Genomic DNA, 26123 nt, shown 5'->3' with positions numbered 1-26123 from the left:
AGTCATTGAATGGGTAAATTCACAGTATTGAGGTCGCCAATGACTGTCAAAAACTATAATGACATGGTGCCAATGTTGCGCGCCGGATTGCTGGACGGCCAGGGCCTCAAGTACAAGCGCATCAGCGATGTGATCGAGCGGGGCATCGAGGAAGGTGTCATTGCCCCCGGCACCAAGCTGCCGCCCCATCGACGGCTGTCCGATCAACTGGGGGTCACCGTGGCTACCGTCAGTCGTGCCTATGGCGAACTGGAACGCCTGGGCAGGGTGGTGGCGCGGATCGGCGACGGCACCTTTGTTCGTGATCGTGCCCGTGAGCAGCAGCGCGACCGGGGTTTTCGCCATCCCGGCGAGGGCGTCCACGCGTATTTCGACATGAGCCGCAACACGCATATTCCCGGCGCCGAGGCCGAGTGTTTTGCCCGCAGCCTGCAGGCCCTGGCGAGTGATCCGCAGGTGCTTGCCGCGTTGGCCAACTATGCCCCGGAGGTCGGATTCGAGCGGCATCGCCAGGCCGGTGCCCGGTGGTTGAGCCATGGCGGCTTTGTCGCCAGTGCGCAGCAGGTGGTGTGCGTCAACGGCGGCCAGCACGGCCTGCTCAGTGCGATGCTCGGGTTATTGAAATCGGGGGATACGCTGGTCACGGAAAACCTGAGTTATCCGGGCCTGATCAGTGCGGCGCGCTTGCTGGGCATCCGCCTGATCGGCGTCGAAATGGATGCCGAGGGCCTGTTGCCGCAAGCCGTCGAAGAGGCCTGCCGCGGCCATCGGATTTCCGCGTTGTATTGCACGCCGACCTTGCAGAATCCGATCGCCAGCGTGCAATCGTTCGAGCGGCGCCAGGCACTGGTCGAGGTCTGTCGCCGGCACAACCTGCTGATTATCGAGGATGAAACCCATGGTGTGCTGGTGCAGGACCGGCCGGAGCCGCTGAGCTTTTTCGCCCCGGAGCGCACCATCCTGATCGGCAGCCTGAGCAAGGCGGTGGCCGCCGGGCTGCGGGTCGGCTACGTGCATGGGCCGCAGGCGCTGATCGCACGGCTGGCCGGTGGCCTGCGGGCCAGTTGCTGGATGGCCACGCCGTTGATGCATGAACTGGCGGCGCAGTGGATCGAAGACGGCGATGCGCAGGCGTTGCTGGCGCACCAAGTGGTGGAGATCAGCCGGCGCAAGGCACTGGTCGAGGGTTTGCTGGCGGGGCTGGAGTACCGCACTCACGCCAACAGTCCGCATTTCTGGATCAGCGTGCCGCAATCGCTGCGCGCCTCGGAAGTGGAGTCGGCGCTCAAGGAGCGCGGTTATCTGATCGCCACGGCGGAACTCTTTGCCGTCGGTCACGGCGCGGCGGCCCAGTGCGTGCGGGCCAGTGTGTGCAATACCACGGGGGACGACCGGCAATTGCAGGCCGGGTTCGCGGCGCTGGCCCAGGTACTCGAGCAGGATCGCCTGCCCGGCCAGGTTATTTGAAGCGCCGCTCCACGCCTTTTTCCACGAGGATTTTCGCCGAGATCTCTTCCACGGAAAAATGCGTGGAGTTGATGTGCGGGATATTTTCCCGGCGGAACAGGTTTTCCACTTCGCGCACTTCGAATTCGCACTGGGCGTAGCTCGAATAGCGGCTGTTGGGCTTGCGTTCGTTGCGGATGGCGGTGAGGCGGTCCGGGTCGATGGTCAGGCCGAACAGCTTGTGCTGGTGGGCGCGCAGGGCGGCCGGCAGTTGCAGGCGCTCCATGTCGTCTTCGGTCAGCGGATAGTTGGCCGCACGGATGCCGAACTGCATCGCCATGTACAGGCAGGTCGGGGTCTTGCCGCAGCGCGACACGCCCACCAGGATCAGGTCGGCCTTGTCGTAGTAGTGGGTGCGGGCGCCGTCGTCGTTGTCGAGGGCGAAGTTCACCGCCTCGATCCGCTCCATGTAGTTGGAGTTGCCGCCGATGGAGTGGGACTTGCCCACGGAGTAGGAGGAGTGTTCGCTCAGCTCCTGTTCCAGCGGGGCGAGGAAGGTGGAAAAGATGTCGATCATGAAACCATTGGACGTTGCGAGGATCTCACGAATGTCCTGGTTGACGATGGTATCGAAGATGATCGGGCGAAATCCGTCCTTTTCGGCGGCATTGTTGATCTTCTGGACCATGGCCCGGGCTTTTTCCACGCTGTCGATATAAGGTTGCGTGGATTTGGCGAAGGTAATGTTTTCGAACTGCGCCAGCAGGCTTTGACCCAGGGTTTCGGCGGTGATGCCGGTGCCATCGGAGATAAAGAACGCAGATCGTTTCATTTGCACCTTGGGCCTTAAGCTGATGACGATTCTTGGATATGATAGGCGCGATTTGCCCATCTGGAATGACGGGCATTCTCACTTATTTTCCAGGTCCAGGCCACATAGCGGATCAACCTGCCACAGAGCAGCCCGCTCCTGAGCTTTTCCAACACAGTTAGTGGAGAGATCACCTTGGTAGAGTACGTAGTTTCCCTCGATAAGCTCGGCGTCCATGATGTGGAGCACGTAGGGGGCAAGAACGCATCCCTGGGCGAGATGATCAGTAACCTCGCGGGTGCCGGTGTGTCGGTCCCCGGCGGCTTTGCCACTACGGCTCAGGCGTATCGTGATTTTCTCGAACTCAGTGGCCTGAACGACCAGATCCATGCCGCGCTGGATGCGCTGGATGTGGACGACGTCAACGCCCTGGCGAAAACCGGTGCACAGATCCGCCAGTGGATCATGGAGGCCGAGTTCCCCGAGAAGCTCAATGCCGAGATCCGTACCGCCTTCGCCACGCTGTCGGCGGGCAATCCGGACATGGCTGTGGCCGTGCGTTCCTCGGCCACCGCCGAAGACCTGCCGGACGCCTCCTTCGCCGGCCAGCAGGAAACCTTCCTGAACATCCGCGGCGTGGAAAACGTCATTCGCGCGGCCAAGGAAGTGTTTGCCTCGCTGTTCAACGACCGCGCCATTTCCTACCGCGTGCACCAGGGCTTCGACCACAAGCTGGTGGCCCTGTCCGCCGGTGTGCAGCGCATGGTGCGTTCGGAAACCGGCACTGCCGGCGTGATGTTCACCCTCGATACCGAGTCGGGCTTCCGTGACGTGGTGTTCATCACCGGCGCCTACGGCCTGGGTGAAACCGTCGTCCAGGGCGCGGTGAACCCGGATGAGTTCTACGTCCACAAGGGCACCCTCGAAGCCGGCCGGCCAGCCATCCTGCGCCGCAACCTGGGCAGCAAGGCGATCAAGATGATCTACGGCGACGAGGCCAAGGCCGGTCGTTCGGTCAAGACCGTCGACGTCGACAAGGCCGATCGCGCGCGTTTCTGCCTGAGCGATGCCGAAGTCAGCGAGCTGGCCAAGCAGGCGATGATCATCGAGAAGCACTACCAGTGCCCGATGGACATCGAGTGGGCCAAGGACGGTGACGACGGCAAGCTGTACATCGTCCAGGCCCGTCCGGAAACCGTGAAGAGCCGCACCCAGGCGAACGTCATGGAGCGCTACCTGCTCAAGGAAACCGGCACCGTGCTGGTGGAAGGTCGCGCCATCGGCCAGCGCATCGGCGCCGGCAAGGTACGGATCATCAAGGACGTGTCCGAGATGGACAAGGTCCAGGCCGGTGACGTACTGGTCTCCGACATGACCGACCCGGACTGGGAACCGGTGATGAAGCGCGCCAGCGCCATCGTCACCAACCGTGGCGGGCGTACCTGCCACGCGGCGATCATCGCCCGTGAACTGGGGATCCCCGCGGTCGTGGGGTGTGGCAATGCCACCGAGCTGCTGAAAGACGGCCAGGGCGTGACCGTTTCCTGTGCCGAAGGCGATACCGGCTATATCTTCGAAGGCGAACTGGGCTTCGATATCAAGAAGAACTCCGTCGATGCCATGCCGGAGCTGCCGTTCAAGATCATGATGAACGTCGGCAATCCGGACCGCGCCTTCGACTTCGCGCAGTTGCCGAACGCCGGTGTGGGCCTGGCCCGCCTGGAATTCATCATCAACCGCATGATCGGCGTGCACCCCAAGGCGCTGCTGAACTACGCCGGGCTGCCGCTGGAAATCAAGGAAAGCGTCGACAAGCGCATCGCCGGCTACGACGATCCGGTCGGTTTCTATGTCGAGAAGCTGGTCGAGGGCATCAGCACCCTGGCTGCCGCGTTCTGGCCGAAAAAGGTCATCGTGCGCCTGTCGGACTTCAAGTCCAACGAATACGCCAACCTGATCGGCGGCAAGCTCTACGAGCCGGAAGAAGAAAACCCGATGCTGGGTTTCCGTGGTGCCTCGCGCTACATCAGCGAATCGTTCCGCGACTGCTTCGAACTCGAGTGCCGTGCGCTCAAGCGCGTGCGCAACGAAATGGGCCTGACCAACGTCGAGATCATGGTGCCGTTCGTCCGTACCCTCGGCGAAGCCAGCCAGGTGGTCGACCTGCTGGCCGCCAATGGCCTGGCCCGCGGCCAGGACGGCCTGCGCGTGATCATGATGTGCGAACTGCCTTCCAACGCGATCCTGGCCGATGAGTTCCTCGAGTACTTCGACGGCTTCTCCATCGGCTCCAACGACCTGACCCAGCTGACCCTGGGGCTGGACCGCGACTCCGGGATCATCGCGCACCTGTTCGACGAGCGTAACCCGGCGGTCAAGAAGCTGCTGTCCAACGCCATCCAGGCGTGCAACAAGGCCGGCAAGTACATCGGCATCTGTGGCCAGGGACCTTCCGATCACCCGGATCTGGCGCTGTGGCTGATGGAGCAGGGCATCGAAAGCGTTTCCCTGAATCCCGATACCGTGCTGGAAACCTGGTTCTTCCTGGCTGAAGGCCAGGCCCAGGCCTGACCCCCCCTTTGCAGGCGCTGGCTTGCCAGCGATGGCGTCCGGAAGGTCGATACAAGACCCTCTGGCCCATCGCCGGCAAGCCGGTTCCTGCATGGGGCGTGTTTATCAACTACTTTTCAGGGCGAAGCCTCACAGCGACAGCATCGGTGAATCTGACACCGCCATCGCTGGCAAGCCAGCTCCTACAAGGGCGAAGCCACACAGGAGTCGCCCTTTTTTGTGCAAGAGCATTATGCAAAGCAGCAGCAGTCTTTTTCCGGTGGCTTTGCTCAGCGCCGAGCGTCGTGGCGATCTGAGCGAAGACGTCTATCGTTTGAAACCGGGCAACAGTCCCGATGGCACGGTCGAACTGGCGGTCACCCGCCTGGGCCTGGCCGATGAACCCGAAGTGCGTGGCGTGCCGGTCATTCTCCTGCATGGCAGCTTTTCCAACCGGCGTTTCTGGTATTCCCCCAAGGGCATCGGCCTGGGCGCCTATCTGGCGCGGGCCGGATTCGATGTGTGGATCGCGGAAATGCGCGGTCACGGGTTGTCCGCACGCAACCAGGACTATCGCAAGAACCGTGTCGCCGACTATGCGCGCTACGACCTGCCGGCTATCGCCGCCTTTGTCCGCGAGCAGAGTGGGCAGGTTCCCCACTGGATCGGGCATTCCCTGGGCGGCACGACCCTGGCGGCGGCCCTCGGCGGCCAGTATCTGGGGGCGCCGGCCGTGGCCTCGGCGGCCCTGTTCGGCTGCCAGGTCAGTCGTACCTATTGGCCTTTGAAGATTCCACCGGTGGAATGGAGCGGGCGCCTGCTGCTCAAGCGCTTCGCCCACCTGTCCGGCTCACGTCTCAAGCGCGGCCCGGAGGACGAGCCGATCGGCCTGGCCCTGGAAAGCCTGCGCTGGCATGGCCTGTTCGGGCGCTTCGGCGACAAGGAACGCAATTGGTGGGAGGGCCTGGCGCAAGTCGAGGTTCCGCTGCTGGCGGTGAGTGCCGCCGGTGATCATCAGGATCCGGACTGGGCCTGCCGCAAGCTGTTCGACCAGATCGGCTCGCCGCTCAAGCGCTTTATCTGCCTGGGCCGCAAGGCGGGATTCGGCTCGGATTTCGGGCATGTGGAGATGCTGGTGAGCAAACCCGCGCAAGCCGAAGTGTGGCCGTTGGTGGCCGACTGGCTGCGCGATCAGCCGTCTTTTCTGCGGGCTGAGTCAGCCGAGGTTCAGCAAGCGCTCTAAGAAGGGCATTTCGCTTCGAAGTGGTAGCGGCTAAGATATGACGCATTGAGCGTTTCTGGTCATTGTCTAAACATTCACCGGGGCGGAGCGTTTCTTCAAGCAGGCCGCCCTGGATTGTCGGCACACCGATCGTGTTCTCTCACCTACAGGAGTTTACCCATGAACCATTACGTCACTCCCGACCTGTGCGATGCCTATCCGGAGCTGGTGCAGGTGCTTGAACCGATGTTCAGCAACTTCGGTGGGCGAGACTCCTTTGGTGGCGAGATCGTGACCATCAAGTGCTTCGAGGACAACTCGCTGGTCAAGGACCAGGTCGAACTCAAGGGCGCCGGCAAGGTGCTGGTGGTGGACGGTGGTGGTTCGCTGCGGCGGGCATTGCTCGGTGACCTGCTCGCCGAGAAGGCCGCGAAGAACGGCTGGGAAGGGCTGGTGATCTACGGCTGCATCCGCGATGTCGATGTGATCGCGCAAACCGACCTGGGCGTGCAGGCGCTCGCCAGTCATCCGATGAAGACCGACAAGCGCGGCATCGGCGACCTGAACGTGCCGGTGACCTTTGCCGGCGTCACGTTCCGTCCGGGCGAATATGTCTATGCGGACAACAACGGGGTGATCGTCTCGCCCAGCCCGTTGCAGATGCCCGAGTAATTTTTCGCAATCAATTCACAGGGGTAAGGATGTTCGAGGAAGACAACGCGCAATGGGGGCTGGTCCATGCCCTGATTCTCGATGGAAAGGGTGGTGCGCGCTCGATTGCTCGGACGGAGCTGGACGATCTGCAGTTGCGGCCCGAGGAAAGTCTCTGGCTGCACTGGGATCGCAGTCATCCGCAAACCCGTACCTGGTTGCGCGCCTCCAGTGGCCTGAGCGAATTCAGCTGCGACCTGCTGCTGGAGGAAAACACCCGTCCACGCCTGCTGCCGTTGCCGGAGAGCGAACTGCTGCTGTTTCTGCGCGGGGTCAACCTCAACCCGGGTGCCGAGCCCGAGGACATGGTCTCGGTGCGGATCTTCGCCTCGTCCCAGCGGGTGATTTCCCTGCGCCTGCGGCCGTTGCGCGCGACCGATGAGTTGCTGGTGCAACTGGATGAGGGCAAGGGGCCGAAAACCGCCTCGGAACTGATCCTCTACATGGCGCAGTACCTGACGCTGAAAGTCCAGGATCTGGTCAGCGACCTCTCGGAAGTGGTCGATGAAGAGGAAGAAAAGATAGATGCCGACGAACGGTATAGTCCCGAACATGGGGCCATTGTGCAGATACGTCGTCGAGCTGCCGGGCTGAAACGTTTCCTGGCCCCGCAGCGGGATATCTTTGGCCAGCTGACGCGTATCAGGCTGCCCTGGTTTGCCAGCGATGATGCCGACTACTGGAACGAATTGAACAACAGCCTGACCCGCTATCTCGAGGAGCTCGAATTGACCCGGGAGCGCGTGGGGCTTGTGCTGGAGGCCGAAGACCGGCGTCTGAGCGTGCGCATGAACAAGACCATGTACCGCTTCGGGATCATCACCGGGATCTTCCTGCCGATGAGCTTTCTCACCGGTTTGCTGGGGATCAACGTCGGCGGTATTCCGTGGTCCCAGGACCCCTATGGATTTGCCATCGCCTGCCTGCTGATCGTCGCCGTGGCGCTCGGGCAATGGTGGCTGTTCCGCCGTTTGCGCTGGCTGTGAAACATGTTTGATGTGACCCGGAAAATTCTGATCGCGTCTTTCCAAGACATTCCGAGAGGTGCGTATGCACGATCCGTTTGAACAGTCTCTGCGCGACATGCTCAAGGCCTCGCCGTCCACCCGTGACGACGATGCGTGCCTGGGGCGTGTGCTGAAAACCGCCAACCGCCAGGTCGGCGCGGGTGATCTCTTCAGTCTGCTGGGGCGTTGGCTGCAAGCCCTGATGATCGCCCTGAACAATGGATCGGCCCATGTCATGCCGGTTTCTCGTCGTACCCCTACTGCTCGCTCTGCGGATAAGGCTGATTGAATATGGAACTTGATCTCTGGACCCGGAGTCTGGTGGCGGCGATGACAGCATTGTGGACGAAGGTCGCGAACTTCATTCCGAACCTGTTTGGCGCCCTGGTCGTGGTGCTGCTGGGGTTTGTCGTGGCCAAGCTGCTCGATACCCTGCTGTCCAAATTGCTCGCCAAACTGGGGCTGGATCGCCTCATGGGGGGCACCGGGCTGACCAAGTTGTTGAGTCGCGCGGGCATCCAGGTACCGATCTCGACCCTGATCGGCAAGATCGTCTACTGGTTCATATTGCTGATTTTCCTGGTTTCCGCCGCCGAATCCCTTGGACTTGAGCGAGTTTCGGCTACGCTCGACATGCTGGCGCTGTATTTGCCGAAAGTATTCGGCGCGGCCCTGGTGCTGCTGGTGGGGGTGTTACTGGCGCAACTGGTCAATGGCCTGGTGCGCGGTGCCGCCGAAGGCGTGGGCCTGGACTATGCCAGCGGCTTGGGGCGGGTGGCCCAGGGGCTGGTGGTGATCATCAGTATTTCGGTGGCGATCAGTCAGTTGGAGGTCAAGACCGACCTGCTGAACCATGTGATCGTGATCGTGTTGATTACCGTCGGTCTGGCCGTTGCCCTGGCCATGGGCCTGGGCAGCCGGGAGATCGCGGGGCAGATTCTTGCGGGAATCTATGTGCGTGAGTTGTATCAGGTTGGGCAACAAGTGCGAGTTGGCGAGGTCGAAGGCCAGATCGAAGAGATCGGCACGGTTAAAACCACATTGCTGACCGATGAGGGTGAGCTAGTCTCTCTCTCCAATCGGATCCTGCTGGAACAGCATGTGAGTAGCCGCTAATCCGGCAAACCCTGCTAATGTATGCCGCCGCGAAAAGCCCGCAACCCTGGGCTGCGGCGGACATTGACCTGACTGTCGGCACGACTCGTTTTGAATAAAACCCAATCGCTATCCATGCGCTACGACCCCCGCGAGCTCTCTGATGAGGAGCTGGTCGCGCGTTCGCATGTGGAGCTTTTTCATGTGACGCGGGCCTACGAAGAGTTGATGCGCCGCTATCAACGAACTTTGTTCAGCGTTTGTTCAAGGTATTTAGGGAACGATCGTGATGCTGACGATGTCTGTCAGGAAGTGATGTTGAAGGTCTTGTATGGCCTCAAGAACTTCGAGGGCAAATCGAAGTTCAAGACATGGCTTTATAGCATCACGTACAACGAGTGCATTACGCAGTACCGAAAAGAACGGCGAAAGCGTCGCCTGATGGACGCTTTGAGTCTCGACCCGCTCGAGGAGGCGTCTGAAGAGAAGGCGCCGGTACCTGAGGAAAAGGCCGGACTTGATCGCTGGCTGGTGCATGTGAACCCGATCGATCGGGAGATTCTGGTGCTACGTTTTGTCGCAGAGCTGGAGTTCCAGGAGATCGCGGACATCATGCACATGGGGTTGAGTGCGACGAAAATGCGCTACAAAAGGGCTTTAGATAAATTGCGTGAGAAATTTGCGGGTATTGCTGAAACTTAGTTCAACGCAAATATCTCTTACGTTCAGGCAAGTTCTGCTAGACTTGTCGCCGAGTTGTCCCCCGGTTTGGGGACTGATTCACAATCACCAGATGGGGATTTAACGGATGAAACTGAAAAACACCTTGGGCGTTGCCGTTGGTACACTTGTTGCCGCAACTTCGTTCGGCGCTCTGGCACAAGGCCAAGGCGCTGTCGAGGGTGAGCTGTTCTACAGCAAGAAGTTCAACGACAGCGTCAACCACGTAGAAGACGGCCGTAGCCCAGGCGCTTCGATCGGCTACTTCATCACCGACGACGTGTCGGTCAATGCCACTTACGGCAAACTGGACTACACCCGTTCGAACGACGGCACTGGCAACCAGAAGATCCGCGGCGATCAGTTCGGTCTGAAAAGCCAGTACCACTTCGGTACCGTTGGCGATGCAATCCGTCCATACGTTGAAGGTGGCGTTGCTCACGGCAGCCAGACCAACGTTGCTGCTGACGGCCACACCGGTCGTGACCAGTCGACTTTCCTGACCACCGGCGCTGGCGCCAAGTGGTACATCACCGACAACCTGTACGCTCGTGCCGGCGTTGAAGCTGACTACAAGCTGGACAACGGCAAGTGGGACTACCAGGCTCTGGTTGGTCTGGGCGTGAACTTCGGCGGTAGCGGTGGCAAGGTTGCTCCAGCACCTGCTCCAGCTCCAGTTGCCGAAGAGCCAGCACCGGCTCCAGAAGCTCCAATCGCTCAAGTGGTCAAGGTTGAGCTGGACGTGAAATTCGACTTCGACAAGTCGGTAGTCAAGCCTAACAGCTACGGCGACGTGAAAAACCTCGCTGACTTCATGAAACAGTACCCAGCTACCAACGTTGAAGTTGCTGGTCACACTGACAGCATCGGTCCTGATGCCTACAACCAGAAGCTGTCGCAGCGTCGTGCTGACGCTGTCAAGCAAGTCCTGGTCAAGGATGGCGTTGCTCCTAGCCGTGTGACTGCAGTTGGTTACGGCGAATCCCGCCCAGTGGCCGACAACGCCACTGAAGCTGGTCGCGCTGTCAACCGTCGCGTAGAAGCGTCTGTTGAAGCCCAAGCTCAGTAATTAGCTTGGTTGTACGGAAAAGCCCGGCTCAGGCCGGGCTTTTCTTTGCCTGCGATTTGCCCGGCACCTGCTGCGTTCAGGGCTTCAGTGCCCAGAGCAGCAGGGCCAGGTTGATCAGCAGCGATACCAGCGCCACGGTGCGCCAGACTTTCAAGGGCTCGCGTTCCAGCAAGGGGCGCGGGCGAATGCCCAACACATTGCGCTCACCTTTTTCCAGGGCCAGCAGCCATTCCTCGGCCGTCTCGTAGCGTTGTCCGGGATCGACCGCGACGGCGCGAGTCAGGCTCTGCGCGAGCCAGTCGGGAAGATCGGGACGATAACGCCCGGCACTGACCGGTGCGCCAAAACGCGGACGCTGGAAGGCTTCGATTTCCCCATGGGGATAGTGCCCCGTCAGCAGGTAGAACAGACTGACGCCGACGCTGTAGAGGTCCTGGCGAATATCCGGGGCCTGTCCGTCGAACGCCTCCGGTGCGATATAGCCGGGTGTTCCCGGCAGTTCCTGGCGCGGTTCCTCGCTTAGGCCCGGACAATAGGCCAGGCCGAAATCCAGCAGGCGCAGCTCGCCGTCGGAGCCCAGGTGGAGGTTTTCCGGCTTGATATCGCGATGGAGGATATTGCGCCGGTGCAGCATGCCGACCGCCTGCAAGGTGCGCCGGGCCAGTTCCTGCCATTGCGCCAGGGGCAGCGGGCCGATCTGCTGGAACAGCTCGGCGAGGGTCAGTCCCGGGTATTCGCGCATCAGGTAATACAGGTGCTGGCGTTGTGGCGCGGGATGCACTTCGGGGAAGCAGCGGCCGGCGACCCGGCGCAGAAACCATTCCTCCTGGAGCAGCTCCTGCCCGGCACCGGGCTCCGCGTGGCGGCCTGGTGGCAGGGTCTTGAGCAGCCAGGGCTGTTGCTGGGCGTCGCGGACACGATAGAGAAGCGATTGCCGGCTCTGTCCGAGGAGGCTCTCGACCTGCCAGTTTTCGAACGCCTGGCCGGGTTTCAGCAAGGGCGGCAGGGGCCATTGCTGCAATTGGATCAGGGTATCGCCGAGGCTGTTTTCCCCCGGCTGGTCGACCCGCACCAACAGGGCACTGGCGTTGTCCTGGCTGCCGGCCAGGTGGGCGGCGCTGACCAGGGTCGCCACGGCGCTTTCGAGTTCCGGCTGTTCGCGCAGGATGGCCGCGATCGCCGGGTCGCCGAGGGTGGCCCAGACCCCGTCGCTGAGCAGCAGGAAGCTCTCGCCCTGGCGCAGTTCGCCATCGAGGTAGTCGACCACCAGGTGCTGATCCAGGCCCATGGCCCGCTTGAGCACGTGCCGCATGTCCGGTTGTTCCCAGACATGCTCCTGGCTGATGCGTTGCAACTGGCCGGCGTGCCAGCGATAGACCCGGCAATCGCCGACATGGGCCAGGGTAAAGCGGCGGCCACGCAGGACCACGGCGCTCAAGGTGGTCAGCAGCGGCTGGCCGCCGCCATTGGCTTGCAGCCAGCGGTTCTGCGCCAGCAACAGCCGGTCCAGGGCCTGGGCCACGCCCCAGGTCTGCGGCGTGGCGTAATAGTCGAGGGCCAGCGCCTGCAGGGTCGACTGCGCCGCCAGGGCGCCATCGGCGCACTGGCTGACGCCGTCGGCAATGGCGAACAGATAACCCTTGCTGGCCGCCAGCTCCGGCGCCGGGGTGACCAGGCGCAGGGCGTCCTGGTTTTCCGCGCGCGGGCCGGTGGCCGTGGCCTGGGCGAAACTCAGTTGCAGGCCCATGGGGCGCTCAGACCCGTGCGGCGGTGACGGCGGCCGAGCCCCAGGTGGTTCTCCAGCGCCGCTTGACCCCGTGCAGGCCGAACCAGGCGAGAACGCCAAGGCTGGCGAACAACCACAAGGCCAGCTGATAGCTGCCGGTGCTCTGCTTGATCGCGCCCATGCCGGCCGCCAGGGCAAAGCCGCCGATGCCACCGGCCATGCCGATCAGCCCTGTCATCACGCCGATTTCCAGGCGGAAACGCTGCGGCACCAATTGGAACACCGCGCCATTACCGGCACCCAGACCGAGCATCGCCAGGACAAACAGGGCCAGGGCGGCATAGGAACTGGGCAGGTTGAAGCCGACCGCGGCAATGCAGATCGCCGCCACGGTGTACATGCCGAGCAAGGTGCGGATGCCACCGAAACGGTCGGCCAGGGCGCCACCCAGGGGACGCATCAGGCTGCCGCCGAACACGCAGGCGGCGGTGTAGTAGCCGGCGGTCACCGGGCTCAGGGCGTACTGGTCGTTGAAGTAGCCGGGCAGGGCGCTGGCCAGGCCGATGAAGCCGCCGAAGGTCACGCTGTAGAAAAACATGAACCACCAGCTGTCGCGATCGCCCAGGGCCTTCATGTAGTCGGTCATGGACTTGGCCTTGGGCCGTTGTGGTGCATTGCGGGCCAGCCAGGCAAACAGGACCAGGGTGAGCACCAGCGGGATCAGGGCGAAACCGAAGACATTGCTCCAGCCGAAGGAGGCCGCGAGCAGTGGGGCGATCAGCGCGGCGAACACGGTCCCCGAGTTACCGGCCCCGGCGATGCCCATGGCCTTGCCCTGGTGTTGCGGCGGATACCATTGCGAGGCAAGGGGCAGGGCGACGGCGAACGAAGCGCCGGCCATGCCGAGGAACAGTCCCAGCAGCAGGGCCTGCTCATAACTGTGGATGCCCAGTTGCCAGGCACCGAACAGTGCACCGATAACGATGACCTGGCCGATGATCCCGGCGGTCTTGGGCGACAGCCGGTCGGCCAGCAGGCCCATCAGGAAGCGCAGGAACGCCCCGGCCAGGATCGGCGTGGCCACCACCAGCCCGCGTTGCTGGGTGGTCAGGTGCAGGTCGGCGGCGATCTGCACCGCCAGGGGGCCGAGCAGGTACCAGACCATGAAGCTCAGGTCGAAATACAGAAAGGCCGAAAACAGGGTCGGCGTATGGCCGGACTTCCAGAAACTTGCATTCATGACGCACCTCAGCGGTAAGAGTCTCAGGGGAGGGGCTATAGCAAGGGGCATCGGGTGGTGCGCCTGCACGGCTGCACCACCGGCCCGCGTTTGCGGAGCCAAAACGCAAAAAACGCCGCTACCCGCTCTGCTTGCGCGAAAGGGGTGGGCGACGTCTTTGTCGTACAGTGGGGCAACCGCCGTTGGTTACCTGCAGGATTGACTTAGCAAGAGGCGGGCCAGATTCGCCATCGCTGCCGTCGGCTCAGCCGAGCAGTTCGCTCATGGCAATAATCTGCTCGGCGACCTGGATCAGCTTCTGCTGGCGGCTCATGGCCTGGCGCCGCATCAGCGTATAGGCCTCTTCTTCCTTGCAGTTCTTCATCTTCATCAGCAGGCCCTTGGCCTGTTCGATGCGCTTGCGCTCCGCCAGTTGCTGGTCCCGTGCCTGCAACTGGGCACGCAAGGCCTGGTCGCTCTCGAACCGGGCCATGGCGACATCGAGGATCGGTTGCAGGCGCTGGGCCTGGATACCTTCGACGATATAGGCGCTGACGCCGGACTTGATGGCCTGGCGCATCACGTCGGGATCATGTTCGTCGGTGAACATCACGATGGGCCGGGGCTGGTCGCGGCTGACCAGCACGACCTGCTCCATGACGTCGCGGCTGGGGGATTCGGTGTCGATCAGGATCACGTCGGGGCGCACGGTTTCGACGCGGGCCGGCAGGTCGATGGTCAGTCCCGATTCATCGATGACCTCGAAACCCGCCTCGATCAGGGCGGCCTTGAGCCGTCCGACCTTTTTTGCCGTGTCGTTGATCAGCAGGATACGCAACATGTTCGGATCTCCTGTCAGCGGCGGGCGAGCGCGGCCGGCTCGTCGTGCAGGGCATGCAGCGTGAAGCCGCGGGCGTAGGCGGCGGGGTCGGAGCCGTCCCAGACCTTGCCGTCGATCAACTGGCTGCTGCGCATCACTTCGGGGCCATGCTCGATGCCCAGGTCCGCCGCCGCCTGGCGATAGAGCGCCAGTTGTTGCACCTGGCGGGCGACGCCGAGGTAGTCGGGGTCCTCGCGCAGCAGGCCCCAGCGGCGGAACTGGGTCATGAACCACATGCCGTCAGAAAGGTAGGGCAGGTTCACCTCGCCGTTGCCGTGGAAGCGCAACGCATGGGGATCCTGCCAGCGATGGCCGAGGCCGTCTTCATAGTCGCCGAGCAGGCGTGGCTGGATATGTTCCACCGGTGCATCGAGGTAGTCGCTGCCGCTGAGCAACTGGGCGGTGCTCCGGCGGTTTTCCGGGCTCTGCTCGATAAAGCGGCTGGCCTCGAGGACGGCCATCACCAGGGCGCGGGCGGTATTGGGGTACTGCTCGACAAAGGCGCGGGTGCAGCCGAGGACCTTTTCCGGGTGATCGGGCCAGATCGCCTGGCTGGTGGCGAGGGTAAAGCCCAGGCCCTGCTTGACCGCGCTGTCGCACCATGGCTCGCCGACACAGAAGCCGTCGATGCGCCCGGCCTGCAGGTGGGCGACCATCTGCGGCGGCGGGACGACCACGCTGTTGACGTCCTGCAACGGGTGAATGCCCTGGCTGGCCAGCCAGTAGTACAGCCACATGGCGTGGGTGCCTGTGGGGAACGTCTGGGCGAAGGTGAGCTTTGCCTTGTTTTGGTGCGCGCGTCGGTCCAGTGCCTCAGGGCTGGTCACGCCCGCCTCTTGCAAGGCCGACGAGAGGTTGATGCTCTGGCCATTCTGGTTCAGGCCCATCAGCACCGCCATGTCGGTGGCCGGGCTGCCGCCGATGCCCAGGTGCACCGCATAGACCAGCCCGTAGAGGCTGTGGGCGGCGTCCAGTTCGCCGCTGACCAGCTTGTCGCGCAGGCTGGCCCAGGATGGCTGGCGCTTGAGATTGAGGGTCAGGCCATAGGGCTGGGCAAAGCCCTGGGTGGCGGCGACCACCAGCGAGGCGCAATCGCTCAGGGGCATGAAGCCCAGGTCGAGGGCATTCTTTTCCGGGGCATCGCTGCCATTGACCCAGGCCAGGGGATTGGCTGGAAATTCGTTCATCGGCTTTTCACTCTTCATAAAAAAACGCCGCACCCGGTCCGTGGCCTATGCACTGACGGGTTGCGACGTCTTTGTCCTTGCACCCGAACCGCCGTTGGTGAGGGTTTTCACCGATGTAGCAAGGCATATGCCAGTGTCCCGGTTCGCGCCGACGGCTCATCAGCTTCTCATCATGATCTGCCGCGGCGATCACGCGATGATCGCTGACGATTCATCGACAGACAGGTGGGATGCAGGGTGCAGGTTGACGAACGCTTCGCGATAACGTGTCCGGGGGTTCTATCCGCAGAGCGGATCTTGTACGTACGGGCCGGCGAGACCGGCGTGTGCCTGTGCCACGATGACCTCAAGGTCGGCTGGTGCCTGCCCGCCGGCTGGCAGGGCCTGCTGGTGGGGCGGGCGGCGATGCGAGTGGTTTCCGGCGGGTTGCTCTGCGAGAGCTTGTCCGGGACCTGCCTGATGAAGTTGCAGGTGTTCATCGACATGGGCGGCGGTTTCGCCCAGCGGCGGCCCTGCGCGGAGCCCTGGGCCGCCTTGCCGGTGACAGCGGCGATCGCCGCCAGCAAGGAGGGCCTGGAGCGCTGGTATATCGAGCGGGCGTTGCGCGGTGACGCCGACTACCGACGGTTTGCCGGGATGTTGCGGCAAAGCGCGAGCTACTGGCTGGTGCAGTTTCTGCTGGAGCAGGGCACCGCCAGCGAAAAGCTGATCGGCCTGGCACGGCGTTATGGCGTGTCGGTCTCGCATTTTCGCCGCCTGTGTCACCAGGCCCTGGGCGGGGCGGCCAAGCCGGAACTGCGGGACTGGCGCACGGCCAAGGCGCTGTTGCGGATGATCCGCGGCGGCGGCTCGCTCACCGACGTGGCGCTGGAGTACGGTTATGCCTCCTCGTCGCATTTCTCCAAGGAAGTTCGCGAACTGCTCGGGGTCGCGCCGAGCCGGCTGCTCGATCTCATGGAGCAGCGGGGTTGAAACCTGCGCCGTTGCGCGCCTCGCGTCACTGGCTCGGCATTTGGCTGCTGGCCTGCCTGCCGCTCTCGCCGGCGGTTGCCGCACCGGCGAAAACCGACGGTTACGTGGCCCGCGAGGAAGGCCTGCGCAGCTTCTTTTCCGCGTTGTCGGCGCCCCTGGGCAAGCCGATCATCGTCAGCAAGGCCGCCGCCGGCAAACGCATCAGTGGCGAATTCCCGCTGCATTCGGCACGGCAGACCTTCGACCGCATCGTCGCCCAGATGGGGCTGATCTGGTACAGCGACGGACAGGCCATCTACCTGTATGACGCTTCCGAGGTGAAAAGCTCGGTGGTGGCGCTGCGGGTGATCAGCGTCGACACCCTGAAGCAGTTCCTGCGCCAGTCGGGCCTGGAGGACTCGCGTTACCCCTTGCGCAATGACGGGCGCCGGACCTTTTACGTGTCCGGCCCGCCGATCTATGTCGACCTGGTCATGCAGGCGGCGCAGTTGATGGACAACCAGCCCTCCGAACTGTTGCTCGGGCAGCAGCGGATCGGCGTGATCCACCTGCTCAACACCTTTGTCGGCGACCGCAGCTACGAACAACGGGAGCAGAAGATCTCGATCCCGGGCATGGCCACGGTGATCGAGAGCCTGCTCAAGGGCGAGCAGGGCGGGGTCGAGCCGCGGGTGGAAGTCTCGACCGTGGCCGGCAATCCGTTGCGCATGCCGCAGTTTCCCCTCGAAGGACTGGCCACGCCGATCTCCCCGGACGATCCCACCGCCCCGCGGGTGCTGGCGCGGGAAACCGCCGCGGGGAACATTCGCGTGGTGGCGTATCCGGACACCAACAGCCTGCTGGTCAAGGGCCTGCCCGAGCAGGTGCGTTTCATCGAGAACCTGGTGGCCGCCCTGGATGTGCCCAAGCGTCATGTCGAGCTGTCGTTGTGGATCATCGACTTGAACAAGGACGAACTGAACCAGCTCGGGGTGAGCTGGCAGGGCGGGATCGATGTCGGCGGCCAGTTGGGCGTGTCGCTCAACAGCGGCTCGGCGACGACCCTCGATGGCGTGTCCTTCATGGCCCGGGTCATGGCCCTGGCGCAGAAGAACCGCGCCAACGTGGTGGCGCGCCCGGTGATCCTGACCCAGGAAAACGTCCCGGCACTGTTCGACAACAACCGCACCTTCTACACGCAGTTGCTGGGTGAGCGCAGTGTCGATCTGCAGAGCGTGACCTACGGCACGCTGATCAGCGTGCTGCCGCGCTTTGCCATCGCCGATGAAATCGAGATGTCGCTGAATATCGAGGACGGCAGCGAAGTGGAACGTGCCACGAATGACACCACGGTGCAGCCGCTGCCGACGGTCGGCCGTACGCGGATCAGCACCGTTGCCCGGGTGCCCCAGGGCAAGAGCCTGCTGGTCGGCGGTTTTACCCGTGACGATCATCGCGAGCAGGTGGCGCGCATCCCGTTGCTGGGCTCGATTCCGCTGATTGGCGGGCTGTTCCGCTACCGGGTCAGCAGCTCGGCCAACACTGCGCGGGTGTTCCTGATCCAGCCCAAGGAAATCCTCGGTGCCCTGCAGGAGAGCACCCGCGACCTGGGCAAGGGGTTGATGACCGCGGAGCAGCAGGACGCGGTGCGCCGCGCCTTCATGCGAGCGGCGGAGCGCTGACGGGGTGTTGATCAATCCAGCCCTGACCCGTGCTTCCCTGGCCCGTCTCGACCTGGCCAGGCAGGAGGCGCAGGCCCAGCCCGATGCCGACCCGGCCGACCAGGACGCCAGCCCGGCGGCGCTGCTCCAGCGGTTTATCCAGAGCAGCGATGAGATGTCGGCGGCCCTGACGCAGTTTCGCAATCGCCGCCTGTTCGAGCTCAAGACCGAGAGCCGGCCCGAGAGTTTCGAGTCGGTGCTCGACGAGGACGTGGTACCCAAGGCCCGCCAGGTGCTGGCGTTGGGCAAGGTCGCGGACAAACCGGTCGAATGGTTGTTGCAGATGGCCCGCAGCCTGTTCCCCGATGACAGCGACCTGGCGCTGGTGCTGCGCGAACTGCTCCGGCGCCGGCAACTGCAAGCCCCTGTACGCCAGCGGCTGGAGAGCCTGCTGGAACAGGTGATCGCCCAGGCTTCGCCGCGGCGTCTCAAGGCCGGTATCAACAGTGCCCTGAAAGCCCGGCTGTTCGGCAACGCGATGGCCTTGCGGGCGACGTTCCTGCGCGAGGCCTATCGGGATTTCCTCGAAAGCGATGCCGGCGCCGCCAGTTGCTACGAAGACTGGGTGGCACTGTTCGGGCCGGGCCGGCGGGTCGCGGTGCTGGCCTTTATCGAGGCCGCCTTGCTGACGGACATCGATGCCCAGGACCCCAGTTGCTCGCGCAGCGAATTCGGCTCATTGCTGGCCCGTCTCGCCGATCTGAAACGCCTGCGCTCGGCGGACGCGATGTTTGTCGGTGGCCTGCTGGACAATGCCCTGGTCCGTCAATACAACCCGCAGGAACTCGACTGGCTGGTGTTCTTCTTCGGCGTTCTGAAGCACCCCGACGAACTCGACCAACTGTTGTCCGGTGTCCTCGGGGAGCAGATGTTGCTGGCGTTGCATCGCGAGCGTTCGAGCTTGCTGCAGGCGGTCCGGCGCGCCTGCCTGCAATTGCCCCAGGAGCTGTTTGCCGACAGCGCCGCCGGGGAGCGATTGGCCGAGCAGTTCGCGGCCCTGGCGCAGATCGCCCATGGCCATGAGCAGATCGAGCAACGGCGCGCCATGATCGGCGCGAACTGGCCGGGGGAGTAGGGAAAGCCATGCTCGATCGACTCCTGCGCAGTGCCTCGGCACGCCCCGAACTGCTGATCCTGTCGTTGATGGTGATGATCATCGCGATGTTGATCATTCCCTTGCCAACGCCCCTGGTCGACTTTCTGATCGGCCTGAACATCGTCATCTCGCTGCTGATCTTCATGGGCTCGTTCTACATCGAAAGCATTCTCGCCTTCTCGACGTTCCCGGCCCTGCTGCTGTTGACCACGCTGTTCCGGCTGGCGTTGTCCATCAGCACCAGCCGCCTGATCCTGACCCAGGCGGATGCCGGCGAGATCATCGCTTCGTTCGGTGAGTTCGTGATCGGCGAGAACCTGGTGGTGGGCTTCGTGATCTTCGCCATTGTCACCGTGGTCCAGTTCATCGTGATCACCAAGGGCTCGGAGCGGGTGGCCGAGGTGGCGGCGCGGTTTTCCCTGGACGGCATGCCGGGCAAGCAGATGAGCATCGACGGCGACCTCAAGGCCGGTGCCATCGACGCCGCACAGGCCCGCGAGAAACGCAGTGTGCTGGAGCGGGAAAGCCAGCTCTATGGCTCCTTCGACGGGGCGATGAAATTCATCAAGGGCGATGCCATCGCCGGGATCATCATCATCTTCGTCAACTTCCTCGGCGGAATCGCCATCGGTGTCGGCCAGTTGGGCATGGATTTCTCGACGGCCCTGTCGACCTACACCCTGTTGACCATCGGCGATGGCCTGGTCGCGCAGATTCCGGCGCTGCTGATCGCCATCGGCGCGGGTTTCATCGTCACCCGGGTCAACGGCGACGAAGCCAACCTGGGGCGCAACATGCTCACCCAGATGTTCGGCAACCCTTTCGTCATCGGCGTCAGCGCCTTGCTGGCGGTGGCGGTCGGCACGCTGCCGGGGTTTCCGCTGGCGACCTTCATGCTGATTGCCGGCGTCCTGGCCCTGGTGGTGTTGCTGCGCTGGCGCAAGACCCGGGCGCCAGCGCCGGAGTCGCGGGAGGCCACGCCGCCGGCAGCGTCCGACACCGTGACGGAGGGCGAGCTGGGGATGCTCGACAGCGTCGACGATATCGCCACCGAGACGGTCGCGCTGATGTTCCTGGTGCCCGCGGCGCGCCTGCAGGAACTGCGCGGGGCGAGGCTCGCCGAGCGTTTTCGCAGCCAGTTCTTCGTCGACTACGGCCTGAAGATCCCGCTGCCGCAATTGCGCGGTTCCGAGTCCTTGCCGGGGCATCAGGTGGCGGTGCTGATCAACGAGGTGCGGGCCGACCAGTTCGATATCCATTTCGATCACTGGCGGGTCCTCGACTATTCGCCGGAGCTGGCCGCCATGGGCTTGCCGCTGGTGCGCGGGCGCGACAGCAACAAGCTCGAAAGCGTCTGGATCGGTGCCGAGGGCAAGGGCACGGCAACGAACCTGGGTTACCAGCTGCGCGCGGCCTACGACGAATGCTACCGCTGCCTGGTGAGTCTGCTGGCGCGCAATATCAACGAGTTCTTCGGCGTGCAGGAAACCAAGGCGCTGCTGGACGAAATGGAAGGGCGCTACCCGGACCTGCTCAAGGAAGTCTATCGCCACGTCACCGTGCAGAAGATCACCGAAGTCCTGCAGCGCCTGGTCGGCGAGCGCATCTCGGTGCGCAACATGAAGCTGATTCTCGAGTCCCTGGCCCACTGGGCTTCCCGCGAGAAGGACACGATTGCCCTGGTCGAGCACGTGCGTGGCGGCCTGGGGCGTTACATCAGCAACAAGTTCGCCCATGGCAACGACCTGCGCGTGCTGCTGCTGTCGCCGGAGTTCGAGGAGGTGGTGCGCGGTGGCATCCGCCAGACCTCCGGTGGCAGCTTTCTCAACCTGGAGCCGGCGCAGTCCGAGGACCTGATCGATCGCCTGAGCCTGGGCCTCGAAAGCCTGCACGTGCCGCAGAAGGACCTGGTGCTGCTGTGTTCGGTGGACGTGCGGCGCTATATCAAAAAACTGGTCGAGGGGCGCTTTCGCGAACTGGATGTCATGTCCTTCGGTGAGCTCAGCGAGACCATTTCAGTGAATGTCATCAAGACTCTATAAGGAGAAATACCCATGCGGGATATGGACATTGCCGAACGCTTGCGCGGTGCACTGCGTTATAGCGGCTGCAGCGAGGCGCAACTGGGGCAGTTCGACAGCCATAGTACGATCGAAATGGAGATGATCGAGCAACCGAACATCAGCCTCAACGTCATCGGTGAAGATGTCTGGCTATGGAGTGTGGTCGCGCAGGTGACGCCCGCCACGTTCGCCTACTGCGCCGAGAACCTGATGCAGTTCCTGCTCAAGGGCAATGCCCACGCCCGCACCGGCCAATTGCAGTTGTTCGAGAACGAAGGGCAACTGGAAGTGCGGTTGATGCTCGCCGAGCAGGCGCTGGACAGTGACCGGGCCTTTGCCGAGGCGCTCGATGGCTTCATGGAGGCCATCGAGGAACTCTGCGGCCTCATTCGCCAATGAGTGCGCTGCGCCTCGAACGGCGCGGTGCCCATCCCCGACGCTTGAGCGGGCCGCTGATCGAGGCGGCGCTGGAGGGGGTGTCGATTGGCGAGGTCTGCGAGATCCGCCGGCACTGGACATCGGTCGAGCTGCTGGCCAGGGCCCAGGTGATCGGCTTCAAGCCCGATGCGGTGGTGCTCAGTCTCCTGGGGGAAGCCCGCGGCCTGTCGCGCGAGTCGATGATCGTGCCGACCGGCTCGTCGCTGCGCCTGTATTGCAGTGCCGAGATGCTCGGCAGTGTGGTCGACCCGCGCGGTACGATCGTCGAGCGCCTGGCGCCGGCACCGGCGTTCAACGGCCGCGATTATCCGGTGGATGCCGACCCGCCGTCCTATCAGCAACGACGTCCGGTGGCCGAGCCGCTGATGACCGGTATCCGTGCCATAGACGGCCTGCTGACCGTCGGCATCGGCCAGCGCCTGGGCATCTTCGCCAGCGCCGGGTCAGGCAAGACCTCGCTGCTCAACATGCTGATCAACCATACCGATGCCGACGTCTTTGTCATCGGCCTGATCGGCGAGCGCGGGCGCGAGGTGACCGAGTTCATCGATCATTTGCGCCAGTCGCATAAGCGTGCGAGTTGCGTGGTGGTCTATGCCACCTCCGATGTGTCGTCGGTGGATCGCTGCAACGCGGCGCTGCAAGCGACGGCCATCGCCGAATATTTTCGCGACCAGGGCCAGTGCGTGGTGCTGCTGCTCGACTCGCTGACCCGTTACGCCCGCGCCCGTCGCGACCTGGCCCTGGCCGCCGGCGAGGTGCCGGCGCGCAGGGGTTATCCGGCCTCGGTGTTCGATGCGCTGCCGCGCCTGCTGGAGCGCCCCGGTATCACGGCGCTGGGCAGTATCACCGCCTGCTACACCGTATTGCTCGAGAGCGATGACGAACCGGACCCCATCGCCGAGGAGATTCGTTCGATTCTCGACGGGCATATCTACCTGAGCCGCAACCTGGCCGCCAAGGGGCATTTCCCGGCCATCGACGTGTTGCGCAGCGCCAGTCGGGTGGCGCACCAGGTGACCGATGCGCGGGCCCGGCAGTTGGCGACCAGGACCCGCGAGGTGCTGGCGCGGCTGGAGGCGTTGCAGGTGTTCCTCGATCTCGGCGAGTACACGCCGGGTGTCGATCCGGCCAATGATCGCGCCATGGCCTGCCGGGACGGCCTGAACCACTGGCTGCGCCAGGATGCCACCGAGCCGAGCCGACCGGATGAAACCTTGCGGAGCCTGCATGAGCTCATTGGCTGATATCGAGCGCCTGCTGGACTTGAGTGCCTGGCGCCAGCACCAGGGCGAGCGCGAACTGCAGGCGGTCCGGCAGCGCCTGGCGCTGTTGCAGCGCGAGCTGGGCGCACTGGATGAGCATGAGGATTCGTTGCGGACGTTGCTCGCCAGCCATCGCGCCGAGAACCTTGTGCTCGATCACTGGCAGTTGCTCGAGACGCTGCGGCGCCAGGCGGTGATTCGCCGGCAGATCCTGCTGTTGGCGCTCGAGCGCGGCCCCCTGCATGAGCAACGGACACAACTGGACCAGGCGGTGCACAGAGAGCAGCAGCAACTGCTGCTGTTGCGCCGCAAGCATGCCAAGTACGTCGGCTTGCGCCAGCGTCTGCGGCGGGAGCATCGGCTTGGGCACCTGCGTCGCGACGAGGGTGAAATCGAGGATCTGATTGGAATGAAAGGATGAACGGCATTTCCCGGGTATCGCCGACCGTTGAGCCTGTGCCGGATTTTCCGGATGAAGCACCGGACGGCATCGGGCAGGGTCTTGAGGGGCTTGAGGAGGAAGTGATTCTCGCAGGGGCCGCGACATTGTTCGCGGTGTTGCAGCAAGTGCAATTGCCGGCGAGTGGTCCCGGCAGGGCTGCCGTGAGTCCGGGTGGTTCGCGCAGGGCAGAGGTCGGCACCGGCTCGGTCGACAGGCCGCAGGAACCGTTCGGGGACAGGGCGGGGCCGGGTCTGGCGCCGGCAGAGGGGCCGCTGAACCAGGGCGATGTCGAGGGGGCGCGGATATCCACCGTCGCGGCCGCAGAAGAGCGGGTCGGCTGGGCGCGGGGAACGGCTGGAGTCGATGGACAACCTGGCGATGGCCTGGACGCCAGGACACAGGCGATGCCTGCCCACGGTGAAGGGCCGCTGACAGGTTCCGGGGCGAATGCTGCGTCCATGCCCCCGGAGACAGGGGCGCCGGTCCCGGAAACCGAGCCTGGAAGTCCTTCCGAACTGCTGCCCGGTAGCCTGCTGGTCAGGTCGGAGCCCCAGGCCTTGGCCGGACAGGTCCTGGCCGAAGGGGCGAGCGGCGAACAGGACGCGACACCGGAGCGGCATGACGGTGCGCCACCGGAGCCAGCCGAGCAGGAGGACGATGGCACCGGACAGCATTTCCTGCAGGTGCCTTTCAGCAATGAGCGGGCCCGGGGCGAGGTGCTGATCACCCGTGAAGGCGCTGGCTCGACTGGCCTGCTGATCCGTGCGAGCGACCGGCAGGTGTTCGAACAGTTGCAGGTCAATTTCGACAGGAACCGGCAGCCGCACTGGTGGCTGGACGACGGACCGCTATCGCCGGCACCGGATGATGGCGGCCGAGGATCTTGAACCGTGCAGCGGCCCGCGCGACGGGACACTCCCTGGGGCTGCGCCGGATCGAGCCGCTGCTTCACGCACGGCAGTGTGCGATCGAACGTTGGCGGCGCGGCGGACACCAGGCCGAACTCAGCCCGCTGGTCGTCCCCGGCGATTACCTGGGATTTTGCGCCGAAGGCCAGGGCCCTGGCTGGCAGGGGCTGGTCGATGCCCGCGAATGGCTCGACGGCATCCTCCCGCAACTGCGTTCGCTGCTGAAGGCCCCGTGTTCCATCGAGCTGCTCGCCGAATTGTTCCAGGCCGTGCCACGGCCGCTGGATATCACGTTGGACGAGCTGCGCTACGAGCGCCTGTCGATGGTCGAGCCCGTCACCCTGGCAACTCTGGAGCATCGCCTGTTGCCCCGGATCGCCACGGCGCGGGGCTCGCTGTGGGTGATCCGTCTGCCCGTGGCACCGCCAGCAGCGGAACCCTGGCTGCCCGGCCCATGCGTGTCGGGTTCCTGGTTGGCGAGGGTGCCGCACCCTGTGCGGGCGACCCTCGGCAGCAGCGAGCTGGCCGGCGCGGCCTTGTCCACTCTCGCCGCGGGCGATGTCCTGCGTATCAGCCGGCCTGCGCGGCTGTTGCATCTCGCGGGCCAGCCGGTCGGCGAATTCACCTTTACCGAAGAAGGCCTGCATATGAGCTTGTCACCCGCTGAACCCGATACGCCGGAAGAACAGAAAACCGAACCTGCATCGTCGCTCGGCCGGCTGCCCGTGCGCCTGGAGTTCGTCCTGGCCGAGCAAGCCGTTAGCCTGGCCGAGCTGGCGGCGTTGCTCGAGGGGCAGGTCCTGGCGCTCGATCCGGCGGTGCTGGGCGATATCGAAGTGCGGGCCAACGGTCGGGCGGTTGCGCGGGGCGAACTGGTGCACCTGGGCGAGGAACTGGGCGTGGAATTGCGCCAGGTCGGTCGAGGGGCTCTGGATGAACAATGACGTCTCGCTGATCGCCTTGCTGGCGTTCGCCTCGTTGCTGCCGTTCCTGGTCGCGGCGGGCACCTGCTACATCAAGTTCTCCATCGTCTTCGTGATCGTGCGCAATGCTCTGGGCCTGCAGCAGGTGCCGTCGAACATGAGCCTCAATGCGATCGCCCTGTTGCTGGCGCTGTTTGTCATGACCCCGGTGGTGAAGCAGGGCTACGGCTACTACAAGGACAACCAGGTGCGTTTCGACAGCGTCGAGGCGGTCGTCGAGTTCGGCGAAAACGGCCTGGGCAGCTACAAGGATTACCTGCGCCGCTATACCGATCCCGAGTTGGCGTTCTTCTTCGAGCGGGCCCAGCAGGTCGGGCCGGACGAAGCGCCGCCGTCGTCCCGGGAGGACGTCGAGCCGTCCTTGTTCGCGCTGTTGCCGGCCTACGCGCTGAGCGAAATCAAGAGCGCCTTCAAGATCGGTTTCTACCTCTACCTGCCCTTTGTCATCGTCGACCTGGTGATCTCCAGCATCCTGCTGGCCCTGGGCATGATGATGATGAGCCCGGTGATCATTTCCGTGCCGATCAAGCTGGTGCTGTTCGTCGCCCTGGACGGCTGGGCGCTGCTGTCCACCGGGCTGGTCAGGCAATACCTGACGCTGCTGGAATGAGGC

The 26123-nt window shown here is 63.8% G+C and carries 24 protein-coding genes; 19 read left to right on the top strand and 5 right to left on the bottom strand.

The window, feature by feature from the left end; all coding sequences use genetic code 11:
• Positions 1-39 precede the first annotated feature (39 nt).
• Positions 40-1467: a PLP-dependent aminotransferase family protein gene (locus ACL9RJ_RS30130; protein ID WP_177119218.1), complete on the top strand. Its 1428-nt coding sequence runs from the start codon at positions 40-42 to the stop codon at positions 1465-1467.
• Here the strand turns inward: ACL9RJ_RS30130 and ppsR are convergent.
• Positions 1460-2278, bottom strand: coding sequence for a posphoenolpyruvate synthetase regulatory kinase/phosphorylase PpsR (gene ppsR, locus ACL9RJ_RS30125; protein WP_017128048.1), 819 nt, complete (start codon positions 2276-2278; stop codon positions 1460-1462). The two genes, ACL9RJ_RS30130 and ppsR, sit on opposite strands and share 8 nt — an antisense overlap.
• A 174-nt stretch (positions 2279-2452) precedes the next feature.
• Here ppsR and ppsA point away from each other — a divergent pair, with 174 nt between their 5' ends.
• From ppsA to ACL9RJ_RS30085, 8 genes are all read left to right on the top strand, one after another.
• Positions 2453-4828: a phosphoenolpyruvate synthase gene (gene ppsA, locus ACL9RJ_RS30120; RefSeq protein ID WP_042936160.1), complete on the top strand. Its 2376-nt coding sequence runs from the start codon at positions 2453-2455 to the stop codon at positions 4826-4828.
• Between the two features lie 232 nt (positions 4829-5060).
• Positions 5061-6050: an alpha/beta fold hydrolase gene (locus ACL9RJ_RS30115; RefSeq protein ID WP_017128050.1), complete on the top strand. Its 990-nt coding sequence runs from the start codon at positions 5061-5063 to the stop codon at positions 6048-6050.
• A 159-nt stretch (positions 6051-6209) separates the two neighbouring features.
• The gene (gene rraA / locus ACL9RJ_RS30110) at positions 6210-6701 is read left to right on the top strand and encodes a ribonuclease E activity regulator RraA (RefSeq protein WP_017128051.1); all 492 of its coding nucleotides are present in this window, start codon (positions 6210-6212) and stop codon (positions 6699-6701) included.
• A 29-nt stretch (positions 6702-6730) separates the two neighbouring features.
• Positions 6731-7726 carry a zinc transporter ZntB gene (locus tag ACL9RJ_RS30105; RefSeq protein ID WP_212810680.1) on the top strand — a complete coding sequence of 332 codons (996 nt, stop codon included), beginning with the start codon at positions 6731-6733 and terminating at the stop codon, positions 7724-7726.
• A 58-nt stretch (positions 7727-7784) separates the two neighbouring features.
• Positions 7785-8036, top strand: a complete 252-nt coding sequence (locus tag ACL9RJ_RS30100; protein ID WP_370590479.1) for a CrfX protein — start codon at positions 7785-7787, stop codon at positions 8034-8036.
• Positions 8037-8038: 2 nt separating this feature from the next.
• Positions 8039-8863: a mechanosensitive ion channel family protein gene (locus tag ACL9RJ_RS30095; protein WP_042936161.1), complete on the top strand. Its 825-nt coding sequence runs from the start codon at positions 8039-8041 to the stop codon at positions 8861-8863.
• Between the two features lie 90 nt (positions 8864-8953).
• On the top strand, positions 8954-9544 hold the full coding sequence (gene sigX, locus ACL9RJ_RS30090; protein ID WP_085983797.1) for an RNA polymerase sigma factor SigX: 591 nt from the start codon (positions 8954-8956) through the stop codon (positions 9542-9544).
• 106 nt (positions 9545-9650) lie between these two features.
• Entirely contained in the window at positions 9651-10631 is a 981-nt protein-coding gene (locus ACL9RJ_RS30085; protein ID WP_017128056.1) for an OmpA family protein, read from the top strand.
• Positions 10632-10707: 76 nt separating this feature from the next.
• On the opposite strand, the gene ACL9RJ_RS30080 is transcribed toward ACL9RJ_RS30085, so the two are convergent.
• The 4 genes from ACL9RJ_RS30080 to ACL9RJ_RS30065 all read right to left on the bottom strand — a co-directional run bounded on the left by ACL9RJ_RS30080 (position 10708) and on the right by ACL9RJ_RS30065 (position 15643).
• Positions 10708-12378, bottom strand: a complete 1671-nt coding sequence (locus tag ACL9RJ_RS30080; protein ID WP_212810681.1) for a bifunctional protein-serine/threonine kinase/phosphatase — start codon at positions 12376-12378, stop codon at positions 10708-10710.
• A gap of 7 nt (positions 12379-12385) precedes the next feature.
• Positions 12386-13597, bottom strand: coding sequence for a nitrate/nitrite transporter (locus tag ACL9RJ_RS30075; protein ID WP_103032959.1), 1212 nt, complete (start codon positions 13595-13597; stop codon positions 12386-12388).
• A gap of 244 nt (positions 13598-13841) precedes the next feature.
• On the bottom strand, positions 13842-14417 hold the full coding sequence (locus ACL9RJ_RS30070; RefSeq protein WP_017128058.1) for an ANTAR domain-containing response regulator: 576 nt from the start codon (positions 14415-14417) through the stop codon (positions 13842-13844).
• 14 nt (positions 14418-14431) lie between these two features.
• Positions 14432-15643 carry a CmpA/NrtA family ABC transporter substrate-binding protein gene (locus ACL9RJ_RS30065; protein WP_177085198.1) on the bottom strand — a complete coding sequence of 404 codons (1212 nt, stop codon included), beginning with the start codon at positions 15641-15643 and terminating at the stop codon, positions 14432-14434.
• Between the two features lie 297 nt (positions 15644-15940).
• Between ACL9RJ_RS30065 and ACL9RJ_RS30060 the strand changes: the two genes are divergently transcribed.
• From ACL9RJ_RS30060 to ACL9RJ_RS30015, 10 genes are read left to right on the top strand one after another with little or no spacing between them, the layout of a single operon-like run.
• On the top strand, positions 15941-16615 hold the full coding sequence (locus ACL9RJ_RS30060; protein WP_178989911.1) for a helix-turn-helix domain-containing protein: 675 nt from the start codon (positions 15941-15943) through the stop codon (positions 16613-16615).
• Positions 16612-18276, top strand: coding sequence for a type III secretion system outer membrane ring subunit SctC (gene sctC, locus ACL9RJ_RS30055; RefSeq protein ID WP_422765937.1), 1665 nt, complete (start codon positions 16612-16614; stop codon positions 18274-18276). The genes ACL9RJ_RS30060 and sctC overlap by 4 nt, the downstream gene beginning before the upstream one ends.
• Before the next feature lie 7 nt (positions 18277-18283).
• A complete protein-coding gene (sctW, locus tag ACL9RJ_RS30050) occupies positions 18284-19390 on the top strand; it encodes a type III secretion system gatekeeper subunit SctW (protein WP_422765946.1) in 1107 nt (368 codons plus the stop codon).
• Positions 19391-19398: 8 nt separating this feature from the next.
• Positions 19399-21453, top strand: coding sequence for an EscV/YscV/HrcV family type III secretion system export apparatus protein (locus ACL9RJ_RS30045; RefSeq protein ID WP_422765936.1), 2055 nt, complete (start codon positions 19399-19401; stop codon positions 21451-21453).
• A 12-nt stretch (positions 21454-21465) separates the two neighbouring features.
• Positions 21466-21873: a hypothetical protein gene (locus ACL9RJ_RS30040; protein WP_017128064.1), complete on the top strand. Its 408-nt coding sequence runs from the start codon at positions 21466-21468 to the stop codon at positions 21871-21873.
• Positions 21870-23159: a type III secretion system ATPase SctN gene (gene sctN, locus ACL9RJ_RS30035; RefSeq protein ID WP_212810683.1), complete on the top strand. Its 1290-nt coding sequence runs from the start codon at positions 21870-21872 to the stop codon at positions 23157-23159. Before ACL9RJ_RS30040 ends, sctN begins: the two co-directional genes overlap by 4 nt.
• Positions 23143-23598: a protein SpaM gene (locus ACL9RJ_RS30030; protein ID WP_103032956.1), complete on the top strand. Its 456-nt coding sequence runs from the start codon at positions 23143-23145 to the stop codon at positions 23596-23598. Before sctN ends, ACL9RJ_RS30030 begins: the two co-directional genes overlap by 17 nt.
• Complete coding sequence (locus tag ACL9RJ_RS30025; RefSeq protein WP_017128067.1) at positions 23595-24506, top strand: hypothetical protein; 912 nt, start codon at positions 23595-23597, stop codon at positions 24504-24506. The genes ACL9RJ_RS30030 and ACL9RJ_RS30025 overlap by 4 nt, the downstream gene beginning before the upstream one ends.
• Entirely contained in the window at positions 24503-25471 is a 969-nt protein-coding gene (gene sctQ, locus ACL9RJ_RS30020; RefSeq protein WP_422765935.1) for a type III secretion system cytoplasmic ring protein SctQ, read from the top strand. Before ACL9RJ_RS30025 ends, sctQ begins: the two co-directional genes overlap by 4 nt.
• Positions 25461-26120 (top strand): EscR/YscR/HrcR family type III secretion system export apparatus protein, encoded by a 660-nt coding sequence (locus ACL9RJ_RS30015; RefSeq protein WP_017128069.1) that lies wholly within the window; start codon positions 25461-25463, stop codon positions 26118-26120. Before sctQ ends, ACL9RJ_RS30015 begins: the two co-directional genes overlap by 11 nt.
• Positions 26121-26123: the final 3 nt, after the last annotated feature.

The sequence above is a fragment of the Pseudomonas sp. Mn2068 genome (genome assembly GCF_049319725.1).
Classification (GTDB): domain Bacteria; phylum Pseudomonadota; class Gammaproteobacteria; order Pseudomonadales; family Pseudomonadaceae; genus Aquipseudomonas; species Aquipseudomonas gingeri.
This window is presented reverse-complemented; position numbering and strand designations above follow the sequence as displayed.